Source organism: Bradyrhizobium vignae (assembly GCF_900324035.1).
In the GTDB taxonomy this organism is placed as follows: domain Bacteria; phylum Pseudomonadota; class Alphaproteobacteria; order Rhizobiales; family Xanthobacteraceae; genus Bradyrhizobium; species Bradyrhizobium vignae.
The window spans coordinates 1,323,350-1,341,578 of the sequence record NZ_LS398110.1 but is presented as its reverse complement, the minus strand read 5'-3'; the positions used below and the strand labels follow the sequence as shown (position 1 = coordinate 1,341,578).

Genomic DNA, 18,229 nt, shown 5'->3' with positions numbered 1-18,229 from the left:
GCCCTACATCTGGACTTCGATCAGCCGCGGGCCGGGCTCGGCGACGGCCTCAGCCAACGCCTTGTTGAACTCGTCGGCATTGGTGACGGCTCGGCCGGGCACGCCCATACCTTTGGCCAGCGCCACGAAATCCAGCGTCGGACGATCCAGGCGCAGCATGTCGTTGGCGCGCTGGCCGGGCTCGCCGGCGCCGACATTGTCGAACTCGCCGCGGAGGATCTGGTAGATGCGGTTGGCGAACACGATGGTGACGATGTCGAGGTTCTCGCGCGCCTGCGTCCACAGCGACTGGATCGTGTACATCGCGCTGCCGTCGCCGACCATCGTGATCACCTTGCGGTCCGGGCAGGCGATCGCCGCGCCGATCGACAGCGGTGTCGAGAAGCCGATCGACCCGCCCATGTTCTGGAGCCAGTCGTGCGGGGCGGCCGCCGCCGTCGGCGGGAAGAAGCCGCGGCCGGTGGTCAGGGATTCGTCGACCATGATCGCATTCTCGGGGATCGCACAGGCAATGGCCTGCGCGATCGAGGCGAAGGTGAGCGCGCCGGTCGGCTTGACCAGCTCCTGCAAAGCCTGCGGCTTGACGTCCTTGGCGCTGGCCTTGACAGCGCCGGCAAGCGCTTCCAGCGCCGCGACCGAGTTCTCGCCCCAGGAGGTCATGCGGTGCACTTCGCAGCCCTGGGGCTTGAGCATGCTCGGCTTGTTCGGATAGGCGAAGAACGCCACGGGATCATCGGACTCGACCAGCACGATGTGACGGAACCTGGCCAGCATCGGCAGCGCCTGGTCGATGACATAATGGATCCGGTCGATCGAGAAACGGCCGCGGCCGCGCGCCATCTTCGGACGGAAGGTCGGGCCCATCACGGTGCAACCGGTCTTGCCGGCGATGCGCTCGGCCAGCGCCAGACCCTGCTCGCTCAAGGCGCTGCCGGTCATCAGGAGCAGGGTGCCTTCGCCGTCGCCATGCAGGATTCTTGCGGCTAGGTCGACCGCCTGCGGCGAGTAGCTCGCGCGCTGCCGCTCGGCCGGAACCTCGGCGATGCCGTCGGCCTCGTTCCAGGCAGTGTCCGCGGGCAGGATCAGGGTCGCGATCTGCGGCGGCGCGCTTTTGGCGGCGGCAATGGCCGCGGCGCCGTCGGCGGCGACCGATTTGGCATCCGGCGAGGTGCGGACCCAGGATGACATCGGCCGGGCCAGGCCCTCGATGTCCGAGGTCAGCGGCGCGTTGTAGCCGATGTGGTAGACGGCGTGCTGGCCGACGATATTGACGATGCCGGAATTCGCCTTCTTGGCATTGTGCAGATTGGCAAGGCCGTTGGCGAGGCCGGGGCCGAGATGCAACAGGGTCGAGGCCGGCGTGCCCTTCATGCGGAAATAGCCGTCGGCGGCACCGGTCACCACGCCTTCGAACAGGCCGAGCACGCAGCGCATGCCGGGCACGCGGTCGAGCGCCGCGACAAAATGCATCTCGGAGGTGCCGGGGTTGGTGAAGCAGACGTCGACCCCACCCTTGACCATCGTCCGCACCAGGCTTTCCGCACCGTTCATTCTTTCTGCTCCCGTAACCGGCGATTTCGAGTGATCCATCCGACCAATCATTGTTCGCAGGCCTCGTCAAAGCAATAGCGGCCATCGCGCCCCTGCCCCGCGCGAGGATGAGCTGGTTTGGCTAACGCTTTCCGGCAAATTGGCGCGGTTGCCGATTTGGTAACGCCATTCGTTAAGCATGGCGCCCCTCACGGGGCCGTGGCTTGCGAAACCCTCGCGAATATGGCCTCTGGCCTTTGTTGAAGAGATTTTTTTCGGGGGAAACATGATCCGGTTTTTTGCCGCGCCGATCGCCGCCATCGTACTCTTGACCGCCGCGACCGGCGGCGTGCTCGCCGAGGAGTTCGACTCCCGGGACATCATGGGCGGCGGCCCGAACTTCTTCCGCGGCGGCGCGAGCCCGATCCCCCGTTCCACCGTCATCTATAACGGCAACTATGCGCCCGGCACGATCGTGGTGAACACCGCCGAACGCCGGCTGTATCTGGTGCTCCAGAACGGCCAGGCGCTGCGCTACGGCATCGGCGTCGGCCGCGATGGCTTCCGCTGGGGCGGGGTACACAAGATCACCGCCAAGAAGGAATGGCCGGACTGGACGCCGCCGTCGCAAATGCTGGCCCGCCGGCCCGACTTGCCGCGCCACATGAAGGGGGGCATCGAGAATCCGCTCGGCGCCCGCGCCATGTATCTCGGCTCGACGCTCTATCGCATCCACGGCTCCAACGAGCCGGAGACGATCGGCCAGGCCGTGTCCTCGGGCTGCTTCCGCATGACCAATGACGACGTCACCGACCTCTATAGCCGCGTCTCGGTCGGCACCACCGTGGTGGTGCTGAATAACTAACCGGCAGCCAGTCCGCAGGGTGGGCAAAGCCGGCGGATCGCGCGAACGCGGATCCGCCGTGTGCCCACCACTCTGGCGGCCGCGATTGCGGGCGCGTGTATTTGCGGTCTTGTGTGCGCGTCGCGAATACGGCAGCGTTGCACAACGATGAGCGCATTGGACCCGCCCTCGCCCGGCCTTCGCGTCGCCCTGCTGGCGCTCGCAACGTTCACCTGCGTGCTTGACACCGCTACCATGGCCGCGGGCGAACTGCCCGCGATCGCTTCACGCCAGCGCGCCGAGAAGAAGAGCTTCACCGACAACGAGATCGTCGAGGGTTTTTTTAAGACCGCGTTCGGCGCCGAATACCACCTGGCCGGCCGCGTCGACCGCATCCGCAAGTTCGACGGTCCGGTGCGCGTCTACGCCGAGAGCGACCGCGCCGACCGCAAGGCTCAGCTCGCAAAAGTCGTGGCCGATATCGGCAAGCGCGTGCAGCATCTCGACATCGCGATGATCGACACCAATGAAGCGGCGAATGTACGGGTGAAGCTGGTGCGCGACCGTGATCTGTTCCGCACCATCTCGAGCTTCTACGGCGTGGAGAAGGCGCGCGAGATCCGCTCCTCGCTCGATCCGCAATGCCTGTCCGGATTCCGCAAGAACGACAATTTCGAGATCGAGCATTCCGACGTCATCCTCACCGTCGACAACGGCGATTTCGTCTTCCTCGACTGCGCCTATGAGGAGCTCCTGCAATCGCTCGGGCCCATCAACGACACGGCGAGCGTGCCCTGGACCATGTTCAACGACAACGTCTCGATGGGCTATTTCGACGTCTACGACCAGTACCTCCTCAACCTGCTGTACGATCCCCGCATCAAGGCCGGCATGACCGTGGCAGAGGTCAAGGCCGTGCTGCCCGCCGTGCTCACCGACGTGCGCGCGTGGGTGAAGCAGGTGAATGATCTGAAGGAGTGAGGCGCTCTTCCCTCTCCCCTTCTTGTGCCTTCTTGTGGGAGAGGGTGGCTCGCCGCGTAGCGGCGAGACGGCTGAGGGGTTGTCTCCGCAGACTCACTCTCAACTGAATTCGCGGATGGAACCCCTCATCCGGCGCTTCGCGCCACCTTCTCCCACAAGGGGGAGAAGGAAAAGCCAGCACCTCTCCGCCCTATTGCACGAGATCCGCGACGGTGGTCGCGGCCTTCAGCCCGGTGCCGGTGAGGACTGCCACTGTGGTCTCGTTCGCCTTGATCAATCCGGCCGCGGACAGTTTTTCCAGCGCCGCGGCCGCGCTCGCGCTGGTCGGCTCGGCGAACAACCCCTGCCGCGCAAGACGGCGCAGGGCGGCGACGATTTCATCCTCGGCGAGCGCGACCGTGCCGCCGCCGCTTTCGCGCAAAGCGGCGATGATCTCGCGCAGGCGCACGGGGTTCTTGATCGCGGTGCCTTCGGCGATGGTTTTACTGACCTCGCGCGCGACGGGCGTGTCGACGCCGGCCTGAAAACTCGCATCGATCGGCGAGCAGTTGAGCGGCTGCGCCGCGAACAGGCGCGGCAGCTTCGATATCTGCCCGGCTTTCAGGAGCTCGCGGAAGCCGAAGGCGCAGCCGAGCAGGCTGCTGCCGGCGCCGACGGGGACGATGACGTTGTCGGGGGCGCGGAAGCCGAGATCTTCCCAGATCTCGTAGGCGAGCGACTTGGTGCCTTCGAGGAAGAACGGCTGCCAGTTGTGGCTGGCATAAAACGTCTGACTCGACTGGCGGATGGCCTCGGCTTCCGACTCCTCGCGCGGCCCTTCGACGAGTTGCACCGTCGCGCCGTAAGCGCGGACCTGCGCGATCTTGGCCGGCGACGTCGAGGCCGGCGCCAGGATCTTCACGCGCATGCCGCCGGCGGCGCCCAACCCCGCCATCGACGAGCCGCCATTGCCGGATGAATCTTCCAGAATGGCTGAGATGCCGATCTGGCGCAGGAAGGACAGCATCACGGCAGAGCCGCGGTCCTTGAAGCTGCCGGTCGGGTTGAACCATTCGAGCTTGAAGAACGGGCGCAGCTCGCCCCAGCCCTGCTGGACCAGCGGCGTGCAGCCTTCGCCGAGCGTGATCGGCTGCTTGATCGCAACCGGCAGCGCCGCCCGGTAGCGCCAGAGCGAGCGCGTGCGACCTTCGATGTCCTCGCGCGAGATGCCGGTCCCCGGCGTCACCAGCAGTGGCGTGCGCTCGTCCGAGCACCAGCGCGGCTGGTCGAGCGGATAGAGCTGTCCGTTGCGGGGGTCGATATAGCTGGCGGTGGGCATTGGGGTCTCCAGGACAAGAACGAACTGCGATTGGGCCAATGACACCTTTAGTCCGGGATTCGACGCTGGCCGAGCCAAACGATGCATAGCCCCCTTGAAAAGATGAAATATAGAAATATTTCAATTGCTTAAGGCGATCGCGCCGGCAGATCGGCGAGCCCGGCCAGCGCGAGCGCCTGGCGCTGAAGGCGGACTCTGCAGGCCCATTGCTGTCGGGAATTTGGTGGCAAGCGGCCCTGCCCGCCCGGCACGATTAACTTGTCTGTCGTCGCTGGCCGCTACAATATGTTGGATTGAGCTTGCGTTGCCGCCATGCTGCGCAAGCGAGCCAGGCCCGTCCGAGCGGCGGGCCGTTGGCTTTTTGGGAGCCTGGACATGAGCCGTGCAAACCGTACCGACCACATCCGCCTGACCTCCCATCCGGAGCCCGGCAGGAAGGCCGCCTTTCCGATCCATTGGGGTGCTGCGGACGCGCGCGCCCGTGGGCCAATCATAGGCACAGTGTCGCGCGCCGGGGATCGCAACGTGATCGGCAGCCATGGCGGGTCCTACGCGATGTACCGCGCGCTCGCCGTCTCCGCCGGCGCGCTCGATCCCATCAGGCGCCCTGACCTGACCAACACTTTTCCGGCCGCAATCATCGGGCCGTTCGAGCAATGGCGCGATCCCACCAAGATCGTTGCGCTCGATCCCTGGGGGCATCTCGTCGCCGAAAACTTCCGCCAGGAGATCGCCGAAGGCGTCGACATCCGCCCCAGCATCGCGGTGACGCGGGCGCGGCTGGACCTGCCGGAGATCCGCGAGGCGCTGACCGCAAAACGGCTGCGCGCCGACGGCGAGGTGGTGCATGCCAATGGCAGCGTGTCGGTGGTGAAGATCGCGATCGATCCGGTCTGGTATCTGCCCGGCCTTGCGGCCCGCTTCGGCACCGGCGAGACCGAGTTGCGCCGCACGCTGTTCGAGCAGACTGCCGGCATGTTCCCCGAGCTCGTGACGCGTCCGGACTTGAAAGTGTTTTTGCCGCCGATCGGCGGCACCACCGTCTACCTGTTCGGCGATGTGACAAAATTGCCGGACCATCGCACCAAGATCACCTGCCGCGTGCATGACGAGTGCAACGGCTCCGACGTGTTCGGCTCCGACATCTGCACCTGCCGTCCCTACCTCATCCACGGCATCGAGGAATCCGCGCGCGGCGCGCAGGAGGGCGGGCTCGGGCTCGTCGTCTACAACCGCAAAGAGGGCCGCGCGCTCGGCGAGGTCACCAAATTCCTGGTCTACAACGCGCGCAAGCGCCAGGAGGACGGTGATGCCGCCGCGGCCTATTTTGAACGCACCGAATGCGTCGCCGGCGTGCAGGATGCGCGCTTCCAGCAATTGATGCCCGACACCATCCACTGGCTGGGCCTGAAGCGCATCGACCGCTTCCTGTCGATGAGCGACATGAAATACGACGCGCTGACCTCGCAAGGTATCGACATCGTCGAGCGCGTGCCGATCCCGCCGGAGCTGATTCCGGCCGACGCCTATGTCGAGATCGCCGCGAAGAAGGCCGCTGGCTACTACTCGACCGACATCGCGCCGGAGAAGGACATCGATGGCGTGGTCGGCCGTTCGCTGGAAAAATACTGATCGCGTGATGGCGGACGCTTTGGAATTGCAGGCACGCTCGCTACTCTCCGCAAACGCGGTGCGCGCGCGGGCGGGGCAGATGCTCGAGCTTGGCCTCGCCGGCGGACTCCAGCATTTCACGATCGACCTCGACCGCATGGATGGCGTCGCGGACGCCGTGCTCGCGGTGACGCGAACAGCCTATCCGACGCTGGACATTCCGTTCCATGCGCGCTGGCGGCACTTTGTGCTCGGCGGCGTCGATCGCTGGGCGCAGCTTGCCGGGGCAGCATCATGGCCCGATCGCGCCGCGCGGGCGCGCTCCGAATTCGATCTTGCGATCGTCAGCGTGCTGCTCGATGCCGGCGCGGGTGCGGCGTGGCGCTATCGCGACGCGCTGACCGGCAAAAGCATCGGCCGCTCCGAGGGGCTCGCCATCGCAAGCCTCGACATGTTTGCAGACGGGCTCTTTTCGCGCGATGCGCGGACGCCGTTCAGGGTCGACGCGGAGGTGCTCGCGAAACTGCCCCTCACCTCACTCACATCCGCTTTCCAAGTGACGGACGCCAATCCATTGCTCGGCCTGGAGGGGCGCACCGATCTGCTGCGTCATCTGGGCAAGCTGGTAGCAGAGCGCGCGGACGTGTTCGGCCTGCACGACACGCCGCGGCCGGGCGGCCTGTTCGATCACATCGCGGCGCAAGCCGTCGGCGGTGCCGTCGCTGCGCCCGCCATTCTGTCGGCGGTGCTGAACCAGCTCGGTCTGATCTGGCCGTCACGGCTCGAGGTCGCGGGCGTCCCGCTCGGCGATTGCTGGCGCCATCCGGCGATCAAGGCGGACGACGAAACGGCCGGGCTCGTGCCGCTGCACAAGCTGTCGCAATGGCTGAGCTATTCGCTGATCGAGCCGCTGCAGCGCGCCGGATTTGCCGTCACTGACATCGACGGGCTGACCGGCCTTGCCGAATACCGCAATGGCGGCCTGTTCGTCGATCACGAGGTGCTACGCCTGCGCGATGCCGCGGATGCCGAGCGTGCGCATACGGTGGATTCATTGCTCGTCGTGGAATGGCGCGCGCTGACGGTTGCGCTGCTGGATCGTCTTGCCGAACTGGTGCGCCCCAAGCTCGGTCGCACCCCTGAAACCTTGCCACTCGCCAGTATTTTGGAAGGCGGCAGCTGGGCCGCGGGCCGCGCCATCGCATTTGCGCGCCGCCCCGATGGTTCGCCGCCGCTCAAGGTGATCAGCGACGGGACTGTGTTTTAAACCTTCTCCCCCTGTGGGAGAGGGTGGCTTCGCGAAAGCGAAGCCGGATGAGGGGTATGTCTCCGGGGGCACATCTCTCATTTGGAGTTCGCGGAAAGATACCCCTCATCCGGCGCTTGCGCGCCGCCTCATCCCACAAGGGGAGAAGGAAGAAAGGCATCTCGATCATGGAAGGCGTCACGATCGTCGATCATCCGCTGGTGCAGCACAAGCTGACGCTGGTGCGCGACAAGTCCATCTCGACCAAGTCGTTTCGAGAGCTGATCAAGGAGATCGGCATGCTCTTGTGCTACGAAGTGACGCGCGACCTGCCGCTCGCCGACACCGTCATCGAGACGCCGCTGTCGACGATGCACTCGGCCAAGATCGCCGGCAAGAAGCTGGTGTTCGTGCCGATGCTGCGCGCCGGCACCACCTTCGTCGACGGCATGATGGACCTAGTGCCGACCGCGCGCGTCGCTCATATCGGACTCTATCGCGAGCCGCACAGCTTTGCCGCGGTGGAGTATTTCTTCAAATCGCCGTCGGATCTCGGCGAGCGTCTCGCCATCGTGGTGACGCCTGTCGTCGCCACGGCCAACACGGCTGTCGCCGCCATCGACCGGCTGAAGGAGCGCGGCGCCAGGGACATTCGCCTGGCCTGCCTGATCGCAGCGCCGGAAGGGCTGGAACGGCTGCGTGGATTGCATCCCGATGTGCCGATCTGGACAGCCGCGGTGGACGAAGGTCTCGACGAGAACGGCTTCATCCTTCCGGGCCTCGGCGACGCCGGCGACCGCGCCTACGGGACGCGATAGCTAAACTTTCCCGCTGCCGCAAATGCCCTTCAGCGCCCGCCACTCCTTGTCAGTCAGCAGCGGCGGGCCGCTGGCGGGCCGATCCTCTCTGCTCATGCGCTTGAGGCGGTCCTCGGTCAGCGGGTGGCTGGCGAGGATCGTCGTGAGCGTGGAGCCGCCTTCCTTACCGGTGATGCGGAACATCAATTCGGCCGCGGGCTTCGGCGAGCGGCCGAGCGCATGCATGATCTCGATCGCAAACGTATCCGCGGCAGCCTCGGCCTCGCGCGAATAGGAGGCCTCGACCAGGCTGCGCGACGCGAAGATCACGGCCGACGAGCCGGTGACGTCGCCGAACAAGAGTCCGATCAGGAACGAGGTGCCGCCGTTGTAGAGCAGGCCGCGCATGTTGTCGTGATGCTTGAGATGTCCGAGCTCGTGGGCGAGGATGCCGGCGAGCTCGTCAGGGCTCTCGGCCTTGTCGAGCAGGCCCTTCAGCACGAACACCTTGCCGCCCGGCAGCGCGAACGCGTTCGGCACCGCGGTCGGCAGCACGCCGGCCGTCATGGAATCGTCGTCGAGGCCGGCCGCATCGCGCAGGCGGTTGACGAGCCTGGTGAAGGCCGCCTTGCCCGCGGGATCTTCGCACACACCGCGGCCGAAGATGGCCTTCATCTGCACTTCGGCGGCGTCGCCGATGCGCCGTTCGACGGGTTTCGGCACCAGCGGAGCGAGACGGTCGGCGGCGAGCGGCACGCCGAACAGCACGACGCAGACGATGGAGACGGCGGCGGCGACCGACCAGCCGACGATCTTTGCAATGCCGCGGCGCGACGTCTGATGTTCGTCGAGACGCATGCAGCGGGCGGTCACGTCGGCGGCGAGGGCGGCGTCGCGGATCTCGAGCCGCGCCAGCGGCGGTGCCGACGTCGAGGCCAGCCGCAAAACGCCAGCCGGGCTATCGGCGCGGCGAATGTTGGCGTAGGCCCAGCGCACGTGCGCTCCGTCCTCCTCGACGATTTCGAGCCCATCAGCCAGGGTCAGCATCACCTGCCGTTTGCGGCTCGACACGCCGTCGAAGAAGATGGTCGGCTTCCTAGATTGTGCCGGCGCCTCGGCAAACACATCCGTCACAGCTCAGAATCCCGCAACATCAAGCCCGTCGGCAAAACCTTCGCCGAGCGCGCTTGCAAGCTGACCGCTGCCGCGCACATCCGCCGCAGCCCCGATATTGTGCACCTCGACGGTTTCCAGAACCTTGGCCCAGAGATCGCGCTGGAGATAGACGCGCATGACGATGTTGGCGCCGAGCGCAAGGGCGAAATAGCCGATAACCGTCACCACCAGCATCGGGATGTTCACCCCAGGCGCGGCGCCCTGCGCCGACGGCGCGAGGTCAAGCTTGACGGTGATCGCGATGGCAGCACCGAGATAGGCGCCGTATATGATCGTCAGCAACAACCACCAGCCGATCACTTTCCAGTACAGGCCGTAGAATGCGTGGTGCGGCAAATCCGAGGACAGGCCGACGTCGCCGATGCGGATGCCGTTGAGCCACCAGCGCCACTCGCGCGCCTTGAACTCGGCATAGAGGAACGGCGCAGCCGGGAAGAAGAGCAGCGCGAGCGGCGTGAGAAGCCACAGCCACCAGCCGCGCTTGAAGAACTCCCAGCCATCGCCGTCGAAATCGCCCTGCAGATCGCCGAAATGCGTGTGCTGCATCTTGTAGCGCTCCAGCGACGCCTCCCGCCAAGGCAGCGCCAGACCGAGCGTGAGGAACATCAGCAGGCCCCAGGCCATCGCGCGGGACGAATAGGCCCAGCCGGAGCCGTCCATCCAGAAACGCACGCCGCGCCAGACCGTGCGCGTCAGCCGATAGCGCCGCGCGCGATAGATCGCGAACTGGCCGAACGCGTAAAACGAGACGAACAGCGGCGTCGAGGCAAAACCCTTCCAGCGCTCGAACTCGATGCCGACGAGGAAATAGACGACGTAGATCGGCACCAGAATCGCGAGCGCGACAAGGAAGCCGAACAGAAGTTCCCTGGCCCGCCCGGTGTATTCGGCGGCGTCGCCGTCGATCGCAGTGTTCGACCACAGATGACGGCGGATGTCGGTGACCAGCCAAAACCGGTAGAAGCCGAAGGTAATGAGCTCCAGCATGGCACCCTTCGTTACCAATTTGCGGAACTCAGAGCGATTGCCGGTGAAATCGACTCGCGTTGGCGGCAGAGGCGGCGGCAACGGTTCGGAGCCGATGGGCACCCATTGCATGTCGTTCACGGCGGCAACCTCGGGATGCGGGCCTGATCCGATCAAACTATAGATCAAAGGTTAGTCGATCCCCAAGATCGTCGGGTTCGATTTGCCTCGATTCCAGTCGATTTCTTGCAGGATTCCTCGGCCAAGGGCGTGCGGGAGATCACGCTGGCGAATCCCCCTGCGGTCCAGGTCGCCTCTCGCAAGGGTTGGGTGTGGCAAAACTCTCCCTTGCTCCGACGCAGGCGACCGGCTGTAATTGCAAATCAAATACCGCAGCGCAGAATTCAAAAATGACGTGCGGAGAACCCAGGGAGAACGGTCATGCATGGGACCATCGAGAGCGCGTCCAAGCTCGACGCACTTCGCGAGCGCGCGTCGACATTGCCGCTGGAGCAATTCGATCCGGGTGACCCCGAATTGTTCAGGACGGATACGTTCTGGCCGTATTTCGATCGCCTGCGCCGCGAAGATCCCGTGCATTACTGCAAGGACTCGATGTTCGGCCCGTACTGGTCGGTGACGCGCTACAACGACATCATGGAGATCGAGACCAACCATGCGGTGTTCTCCTCGGCCTCCGCGCTCGGCGGCATCACCATCCGCGACATCGATCCGGATCTGCGCCGCGAGAGCTTCATCTCGATGGACCCGCCGCGCCATGCGGCGCAGCGCAAGACCGTGGCGCCGATGTTCACGCCGACGCATCTGGACAACCTCGCCATCAACATCCGCAAGCGCTCGGCCGAGTGCCTGGACAACCTGCCCCGCGGCGAGGTGTTCGACTGGGTCGACCGCGTCTCGATCGAGCTCACCACGCAGATGCTCGCGGTGCTGTTCGACTTCCCCTGGGAGGACCGCCGCAAGCTGACGCGCTGGTCGGACATCGCCACCACCATTCCCGGGCCCGAGGGTCTCGTCGCGACCGAGGACGAGCGGCAGGCCGAGCTGACCGAGTGCGCGCAGTATTTCTCGCGTTTGTGGAAGGAGCGCATCGCGCAGCCGCCGAAGAGCGATCTGCTCTCGATGATGGCGCATGGCGCCGCCACGCGTGACATGGACGCGAAGAACTTCCTCGGCAATCTCATCCTCTTGATCGTCGGCGGCAATGACACCACCCGCAACACCATGTCGGGTTCGATTCTCGCGCTGAGCCAGCATCCGGAGCAATACCGCAAGCTGTGCGACAATCCTGATCTGCTCGACAGCTTCGTGCCCGAGGTGATCCGCTGGCAGACGCCGCTGGCGCATATGCGGCGCACGGCGCTCTCCGACTTCGAGTTCCGCGGCAAGCAGATCAAGAAAGGTGACAAGGTCGTGATGTGGTACGTCTCGGGCAACCGCGACGAAGAGGCGATCGAAAAGCCTTACGATTTCATCATCGACCGTGCCCGCCCGCGCACGCATCTCTCCTTCGGCTTCGGCATCCACCGCTGCGTGGGCCTCAGGCTTGCTGAACTCCAGCTCAAGATTGTTTGGGAGGAGATCCTCAAGCGTTTCGACCATATTGATGTGGTCGGCGAGCCCAGGCGGGTCTATTCGAGCTTCGTGAAGGGGCTGGAGGCGTTGCCGGTGAAGATTGCGGCGTGAGAGAACTGAAAACTCCCTCTCCCCGTTCTTACGGGGGAAGGGTCGGGATGAGGGGCTCTTCTCCGCGAATACGCTGAGAGGCGGACTCGCAGAGAGTCCCCCTCACCCGGAGTGCATCTTCGATGGAGCCACGACCATGAACATCCAAGCGCCGGTTAAAGTGGACAAAGCCGAACGCCTGCGCAGGGCGCGCGAAGAGGCCTATGCGACGCCATTGTCGCAATTCCACCCCGGTGCGCCCAGGCTGTTCCAGGACGACACGCTGTGGCCCTGGTTCGAGCGGCTGCGCAAGGAAGAGCCGGTGCATTACTGCACCAACGCGCCGATCGAGCCGTACTGGTCGGTGGTCAAATACAACGACATCATGCATGTCGACACCAATCACGGCATCTTCTCCTCGGACTCGACGCTCGGCGGCATCTCGATCCGCGACGTGCCGGAAGGCTACGACTGGCCGAGCTTCATCGCGATGGACCAGCCCCGGCATTCGGCGCAGCGCAGGACGGTGTCGCCGATGTTCACCCCTCAGCATCTGGACGAGCTGGCAAAACTGATCCGCCAGCGCTCGCAGACCGTGCTGGACAATCTGCCGCGCAACGAGACCTTCAATTTCGTCGAGCGCGTCTCGATCGAGCTGACGACGCAGATGCTGGCCACCCTGTTCGACTTCCCCTGGGAGGAGCGGCGCAAGCTGACGCGCTGGTCCGACGTCTCCACTGCGCTGCCCAAGAGCGGCATCGTCGCCTCGGCCGAGGAACGCCGCCGCGAGATGGACGAGTGCTACGCCTACATGTCGAAGCTGTGGAACGAGCGCGTCAACTCCGAGCCGCGCAACGATCTACTGTCGCTGATGGCGCACAACCCGGCGACGCGCTACATGGATCCCGACAATCTCATGGGCAACATCATCCTGCTCATCGTCGGCGGCAATGACACTACGCGCAACACCATGACCGGCTCGGTGCTGGCGCTGAACGAGAACCCAGAGCAGTATGACAAGCTGCGGGCCAACCCGGCGCTGATCGATTCCATGGTGCCGGAGGTGATCCGCTGGCAGACGCCGCTGGCTCATATGCGGCGCACGGCGTTGCAGGATACCGAGATCGGCGGCAAGCAGATCAAGAAGGGCGACCGCGTCGTGATGTGGTACGTCTCCGGCAACCGCGATGACGAGATGTTCGAGAAGCCGAACGAGTTCATCATCGACCGCCCGCGCCCGCGCACCCACCTCTCCTTCGGCTTCGGCATCCACCGCTGCGTCGGCATGCGGCTCGCCGAACTGCAGCTCCGCATCGTCTGGGAGGAGATGCTGAAGCGGTTCGACCGCATCGAGGTGGTCGGCGAGCCCAAGCGAATCTATTCCAGCTTCATCAAGGGATATGAGGCGCTGCCGGTGAGGATTCCGGGGTAGGCTCCTCATCGGACTGCCTTGGGGCAAACCAGCCTCCTCAACCTCCGCTGTCATGCCCCGCGACGGCGGGGCATCCAGTACGCCGCGGCTTCTCGATTCTGGCCGCGCGGCCTCTGGAATACAGGATTGCCCGCCTTCGCGGGCAATGACGCCGAGGGTGAGATGGCGAGCGCGCTCCGAATGCTCCAGGAACTGGCGTCCCAGCTATAAAATTCCGGCATGTCAGCTCGCGCCAGATGCGAAGGCAAGGCGACGCCCAACTGTTCTACGACACGGCATCTAACTCAACTTGATGTCCCACACGCCGTCCTTGCGGCAGGCGGCGACCTCCTCGCGCAGGAGCGCGGTGATGGCGAGGGACGCCGTCGAGGCCGGGCGGTCGATTGGAGATGCGAAAATGAGCTCGCGCGTCATCGGCTTGGAGACGGGCGCGGTTTCCAGCCGCCCCTCCGCGACCTCGCCGTGGACGGAGGAGGGCGGCAGCAGCGCAAAGCCGAGCCCCTCTTCGACGAGGCTCGTCAGTACGCGGAAGGAGTCCGCCTCGAGCTGGACGTTGAGCTTGATCTTGCGCTGGGCGGCGGCGTGCTCGATCAGGGCGCGGAGGCCGTGGGAATGACTGGGCAACACCAGCCGCTGCCGCAAAAGCCAGCCGATGTCGACGCTCTTCTTGCGCGCAAGGCCGCAGCCGCGCGGGCCGACGGCGACGATGTTGTCGCGGCCCAAGCTCTGCACGGTGAGATGCAGATCAGCCGAGCGGCCGTAGAGGATGGCGAGATCCATTTCGCCGCGATGCAGCCATTCGACGAGATGGCCGCTGTAGCTCTCGACGATGCGCAGCGAGATGCCGGGAAACTTTTCGACGCAGCGCCGCGCAAAGCGCGCCGACAGCACGCAGCTCACGGTTGGAACGAGTCCGAGCACGACTTGCCCGGACGGCGGCCCTTTGGACGACTGGATGTCGTCGCGGATCTGGTCGATCTGCCGCACGATGCCGGAGGTGCGTGCCAGCAGCAGCCGCCCGGCCTCGGTCAGCACCATGCCGCGGCCGTTGCGGGTGAACAATTCGGTGCGCAGCTCGTGTTCCAGCAGCTTGATCTGCCGGCTGAGTGCCGGCTGCGCCACGCGCAGCGTGTCGGAGGCCTTGGACAGGCTGCCGAGCTCCGCCACGCAACTGAAGGTCCTGAGCTGCCGGAAATCCATGCTTGCCAATCCTGGAAGGCTACTCCATACGCTATAACAAATGAGCATAGGGGGCGGGCGTTGTTTTCACAACGCCAGGGGATTGGCCGGCGTTATCTTAACTGCCGCTAAGAATTGGAAACGCCATGAGTCAAGAACACCACACCGAAGATTACGCCGATATTCGCGAGGCCGTCGCAAAGCTCTGCGCGCAGTTTCCCGGCGAATATTGGCGCAAGCTCGATCGCGAGATGGCCTATCCCAAGGCGTTCGTGGATGCGCTGACCGAGGCCGGCTATCTCTCGGTGCTGATTCCGGAAGAGTATGGCGGCGCGGGGCTGAAGCTTTCGGCTGCGGCCGCGATCCTGGAAGAGATCCAGCGCGCCGGCTGCAATGGCGGCGGCTGTCATGCCCAGATGTACACGATGGGCACCGTGCTGCGGCACGGCAGTGCCGAGCAGAAGGCAAAGTACCTGCCGAAGGTCGCAAGCGGCGAATTGCGGCTGCAAGCCTTCGGCGTCACCGAGCCGACCAGCGGCACCGACACCTCCTCGCTCAAGACCTTCGCGCGCAAGGACGGCAACGACAGCTACATCGTCAACGGCCAGAAGATCTGGACCAGCCGCGCCGAGCATTCCGATCTGATGATCCTGCTGGCGCGCACCACGCCGAAGGAACAGGTCAAGAAGCGCACGGACGGCCTATCCGTGTTCATCGTCGACATGCGCGAGGCGAAGAACAATGGCCTCGAGATCCGCCCGATCCGCACCATGATGAACCACGCCACCACGGAGGTGTTCTTCACCGACATGAAGGTGCCGGCGGAGAATTTGATCGGCGAGGAAGGCAAGGGCTTTCGCTACATCCTCTCCGGCATGAATGCCGAGCGCATCCTGATCGCCGCCGAATGCGTCGGCGACGCCAAATGGTTCATCGCCAAGGCGACGAACTACGCCAAGGAGCGCAGCGTTTTCGGCCGGCCGATCGGGCAAAATCAGGGCATCCAGTTCCCGATCGCCAAGGCCTACGCCTCGATGCGCGCGGCCGAGCTGATGGTGAAGGAAGCCACGCGCAAATACGAGGCCGGGCTCGACTGCGGCGCGGAGGCCAACATGGCCAAAATGCTGGCGGCGGACGCGTCCTGGGAGGCGGCGAATGCCTGCATCCAGACCCATGGCGGCTTCGGCTTTGCCGAGGAATACGACGTCGAGCGCAAATTCCGCGAGACGCGGCTCTACCAGGTGGCGCCGATCTCGACCAATCTCGTGCTGTCCTACGTCGCCGAGCATGTGCTCGGCATGCCCCGCTCGTACTGAGGCAACATCATGGGAGCACTTGACGGGATCAGGGTGATTGCGGTCGAGCAGGCCGTGGCGGCACCGTTCTGCTCCTCGCGCCTGGCCGATGCCGGGGCGGAGGTGATCAAGATCGAGCGGCCCGAAGGCGATTTCGCCCGCGGCTATGATGCGGCGGCCAGGGGGCAGAGCAGCTATTTCGTCTGGCTCAACCGGGGCAAGCAGTCGGTCGTGGTCGACCTCACCACGAAGGAAGGCCGCGCCGAGCTGGAGACGCTGATCGCGAGCGCCGACGTGCTGATCCAGAACCTCAAGCCCGGCTCGATGGACAAGCTCGGCTTCTCGCGCGAGCGGCTGCTGAAGGATTATCCCAAGCTGATCTCGTGCACCATCACCGGCTATGGCGAGGAGGGCCCCTACGCGCACCGCAAGGCCTATGATCTGTTGATCCAGGCCGAGAGCGGCCTTGCCTCGATTACCGGCAATCCCGACGGAGCCTCGCGCGTCGGCATGTCGATCGTCGACGTCGCAACCGGCGCGACGGCCCATGCGGCGATCCTGGAAGCGCTGATCGCGCGCGGCCGCACCGGCAAGGGCTGCGACATCCGCATCTCCATGTTCGACGTGATGGCGGATTGGTGCACCGTGCCGCTGCTCAATGCGGAGGCCGGCAATCCGCCCAAGCGCATGGGGCTGCGCCATCCCTCGATCGCTCCCTACGGCGTGTTCACCTCGAAGGACGGCAAGGACATTCTGATCTCGATCCAGAGCGAGCGCGAGTGGAAGACGCTATGCACAAAGGTGCTGGATCAGCCCGATTTGCCCGCCGATCCCCGCGTCGCCAACATGGTCGAGCGCGTGCGCAACCGCGACTTCACCGACAAGACCGTCGCCGACATCTTCGGCAGGATGACGCGCGACGAGCTCTTGAAGCGGCTGTCGGACGCCGACATTGCCTTCGCCGAGGTCAACACCATGGCCGACCTCACCAACCATCCGCATCTGCGCCGCATCGAGATCGATACGCCGAACGGCCGTGTCAGCTATCCTGCGCCGGCGCCGATCATCGTCGGCGAGACACGCAGCTATGGCGCCGTGCCCGCGATCGGCGAGAAACCAGCCAAGAAGTAACAGAGCGAGGCGTCATGACCGAAAAGCTCGACATCGATCATTTGCGGCAGTGGATCGGGCGCAGCACCGAGGCCACCGACATCGTCACCGCGCAGCTCGTCAAGGGCCTGCGCGCGACGCTGTTCCAGGACGTCGGCGAGCCCAAGACGGGCGATGCCGCACCCTTCACGGTGCACTGGTGCATGGCGCAGCCGGTGTTTCCGATGTCGATGCTCGGTCCCGACGGCCACCCGACCCGCGGCGGCTTCCTGCCGCCGGTGCCGCTGCCGCGCCGGATGTGGGCCGGCGGCGAGATCGAGTTCTTGCAGCCGCTGCGGGTCGGCGATGAATCGACGCGGACCTCGCGCATCGCCGACGTGCAGGTGAAGACGGGCTCGACCGGCACGCTTTGCTTCGTCTCGGTCGAGCACAGCATCTCCAGCCCACGCGGCATCGCCATCCGCGAGCGGCAGGACATCGTTTATCGCGAGATGACGAGCAGCGCGCCCGCGACGGCCAAGGCGCCGCCTCCGCCGCCCAGGGCACAGCATCGCGAGACCCACGTCTCCGATCCCGTGCTGCTGTTTCGTTATTCCGCGCTGACCTTCAACGGCCACCGCATCCATTACGACCGCGATTACGTCACCAGGGTCGAGGGCTATCCGGGCCTGATCTTCCACGGCCCGCTGCAGGCGGCACTGATCATCGAGATGGCCGCCAAGCTGCGCAGCGGCAGGGCGCCGAAGAAGTTCACCTATCGCGGGCTCCAGCCGCTGTTCGAGGGCACCGAGTTCTCCGTCAACGCCAACGAGACCGCTGATGGCATGGAACTGTGGACCGCGAACGCGGAAGGACAGCCGACGATGAAGGGCACGGCGGTGTGGTGATACGCTGCTGCCTCCTCCTCTATTGCGAGCGCAGCGAAGCAATCCAGAATCTTTCCGCGGTGACAGTCTGGATTGCTTCGTCGCATCAGCGCAAAATTGCAACGCAATCTTGTCGCGAGCTCCTCGCAATGACGGGTGAGGCTGCTACCTTCCATAAACAATAGGGACGGA

General features: G+C 65.0%; 15 protein-coding genes. 10 read left to right on the top strand and 5 right to left on the bottom strand.

Annotation, left to right across the window (positions count from 1 at the left end; genetic code table 11):
* Positions 1–3: 3 nt before the first annotated feature.
* Positions 4–1,551 carry an acetolactate synthase large subunit gene (locus tag BRAD3257_RS06460; protein ID WP_162500140.1) on the bottom strand — a complete coding sequence of 516 codons (1,548 nt, stop codon included), beginning with the start codon at positions 1,549–1,551 and terminating at the stop codon, positions 4–6.
* Positions 1,552–1,816: 265 nt separating this feature from the next.
* Here BRAD3257_RS06460 and BRAD3257_RS06455 point away from each other — a divergent pair, with 265 nt between their 5' ends.
* A complete protein-coding gene (locus tag BRAD3257_RS06455; protein WP_162500139.1) occupies positions 1,817–2,395 on the top strand; it encodes a L,D-transpeptidase in 579 nt (192 codons plus the stop codon).
* Positions 2,396–2,542: 147 nt separating this feature from the next.
* Positions 2,543–3,355 carry a DUF2927 domain-containing protein gene (locus tag BRAD3257_RS06450; protein ID WP_162500138.1) on the top strand — a complete coding sequence of 271 codons (813 nt, stop codon included), beginning with the start codon at positions 2,543–2,545 and terminating at the stop codon, positions 3,353–3,355.
* 190 nt (positions 3,356–3,545) lie between these two features.
* Here the strand turns inward: BRAD3257_RS06450 and BRAD3257_RS06445 are convergent, their stop codons facing one another.
* Positions 3,546–4,673, bottom strand: coding sequence for a threonine synthase (locus BRAD3257_RS06445; protein ID WP_122401159.1), 1,128 nt, complete (start codon positions 4,671–4,673; stop codon positions 3,546–3,548).
* Between the two features lie 375 nt (positions 4,674–5,048).
* On the opposite strand from BRAD3257_RS06445, the gene BRAD3257_RS06440 reads away from it, so the two are divergent.
* The 3 genes from BRAD3257_RS06440 to upp all read left to right on the top strand — a co-directional run bounded on the left by BRAD3257_RS06440 (position 5,049) and on the right by upp (position 8,348).
* The gene (locus BRAD3257_RS06440) at positions 5,049–6,305 is read left to right on the top strand and encodes a GTP cyclohydrolase II (RefSeq protein WP_122401158.1); all 1,257 of its coding nucleotides are present in this window, start codon (positions 5,049–5,051) and stop codon (positions 6,303–6,305) included.
* A gap of 7 nt (positions 6,306–6,312) precedes the next feature.
* Positions 6,313–7,551: a URC4/urg3 family protein gene (locus BRAD3257_RS06435; protein ID WP_122401157.1), complete on the top strand. Its 1,239-nt coding sequence runs from the start codon at positions 6,313–6,315 to the stop codon at positions 7,549–7,551.
* Between the two features lie 167 nt (positions 7,552–7,718).
* A complete protein-coding gene (upp, locus tag BRAD3257_RS06430; protein WP_122401156.1) occupies positions 7,719–8,348 on the top strand; it encodes a uracil phosphoribosyltransferase in 630 nt (209 codons plus the stop codon).
* On the opposite strand, the gene BRAD3257_RS06425 is transcribed toward upp, so the two are convergent.
* Both BRAD3257_RS06425 and BRAD3257_RS06420 read right to left on the bottom strand, forming a co-directional pair.
* The gene (locus BRAD3257_RS06425) at positions 8,349–9,461 is read right to left on the bottom strand and encodes a M48 family metallopeptidase (protein WP_122401155.1); all 1,113 of its coding nucleotides are present in this window, start codon (positions 9,459–9,461) and stop codon (positions 8,349–8,351) included.
* A 3-nt stretch (positions 9,462–9,464) separates the two neighbouring features.
* Complete coding sequence (locus BRAD3257_RS06420; RefSeq protein ID WP_174221627.1) at positions 9,465–10,601, bottom strand: YjgN family protein; 1,137 nt, start codon at positions 10,599–10,601, stop codon at positions 9,465–9,467.
* A 309-nt stretch (positions 10,602–10,910) separates the two neighbouring features.
* Between BRAD3257_RS06420 and BRAD3257_RS06415 the strand changes: the two genes are divergently transcribed.
* Complete coding sequence (locus BRAD3257_RS06415) at positions 10,911–12,176, top strand: cytochrome P450 (RefSeq protein ID WP_122401154.1); 1,266 nt, start codon at positions 10,911–10,913, stop codon at positions 12,174–12,176.
* Positions 12,177–12,312: 136 nt separating this feature from the next.
* Complete coding sequence (locus BRAD3257_RS06410; protein WP_122401153.1) at positions 12,313–13,587, top strand: cytochrome P450; 1,275 nt, start codon at positions 12,313–12,315, stop codon at positions 13,585–13,587.
* A 279-nt stretch (positions 13,588–13,866) separates the two neighbouring features.
* On the opposite strand, the gene BRAD3257_RS06400 is transcribed toward BRAD3257_RS06410, so the two are convergent.
* On the bottom strand, positions 13,867–14,787 hold the full coding sequence (locus BRAD3257_RS06400; RefSeq protein ID WP_122401151.1) for a LysR substrate-binding domain-containing protein: 921 nt from the start codon (positions 14,785–14,787) through the stop codon (positions 13,867–13,869).
* 125 nt (positions 14,788–14,912) lie between these two features.
* Between BRAD3257_RS06400 and BRAD3257_RS06395 the strand changes: the two genes are divergently transcribed.
* From BRAD3257_RS06395 to BRAD3257_RS06385, 3 genes are read left to right on the top strand one after another with little or no spacing between them, the layout of a single operon-like run.
* A complete protein-coding gene (locus BRAD3257_RS06395) occupies positions 14,913–16,082 on the top strand; it encodes an acyl-CoA dehydrogenase family protein (protein ID WP_122401150.1) in 1,170 nt (389 codons plus the stop codon).
* A gap of 9 nt (positions 16,083–16,091) precedes the next feature.
* Positions 16,092–17,192 (top strand): CaiB/BaiF CoA transferase family protein, encoded by a 1,101-nt coding sequence (locus BRAD3257_RS06390; protein ID WP_122401149.1) that lies wholly within the window; start codon positions 16,092–16,094, stop codon positions 17,190–17,192.
* Positions 17,193–17,206: 14 nt separating this feature from the next.
* Positions 17,207–18,058 carry an HTD2 family dehydratase gene (locus tag BRAD3257_RS06385; protein WP_122401148.1) on the top strand — a complete coding sequence of 284 codons (852 nt, stop codon included), beginning with the start codon at positions 17,207–17,209 and terminating at the stop codon, positions 18,056–18,058.
* Positions 18,059–18,229: the final 171 nt, after the last annotated feature.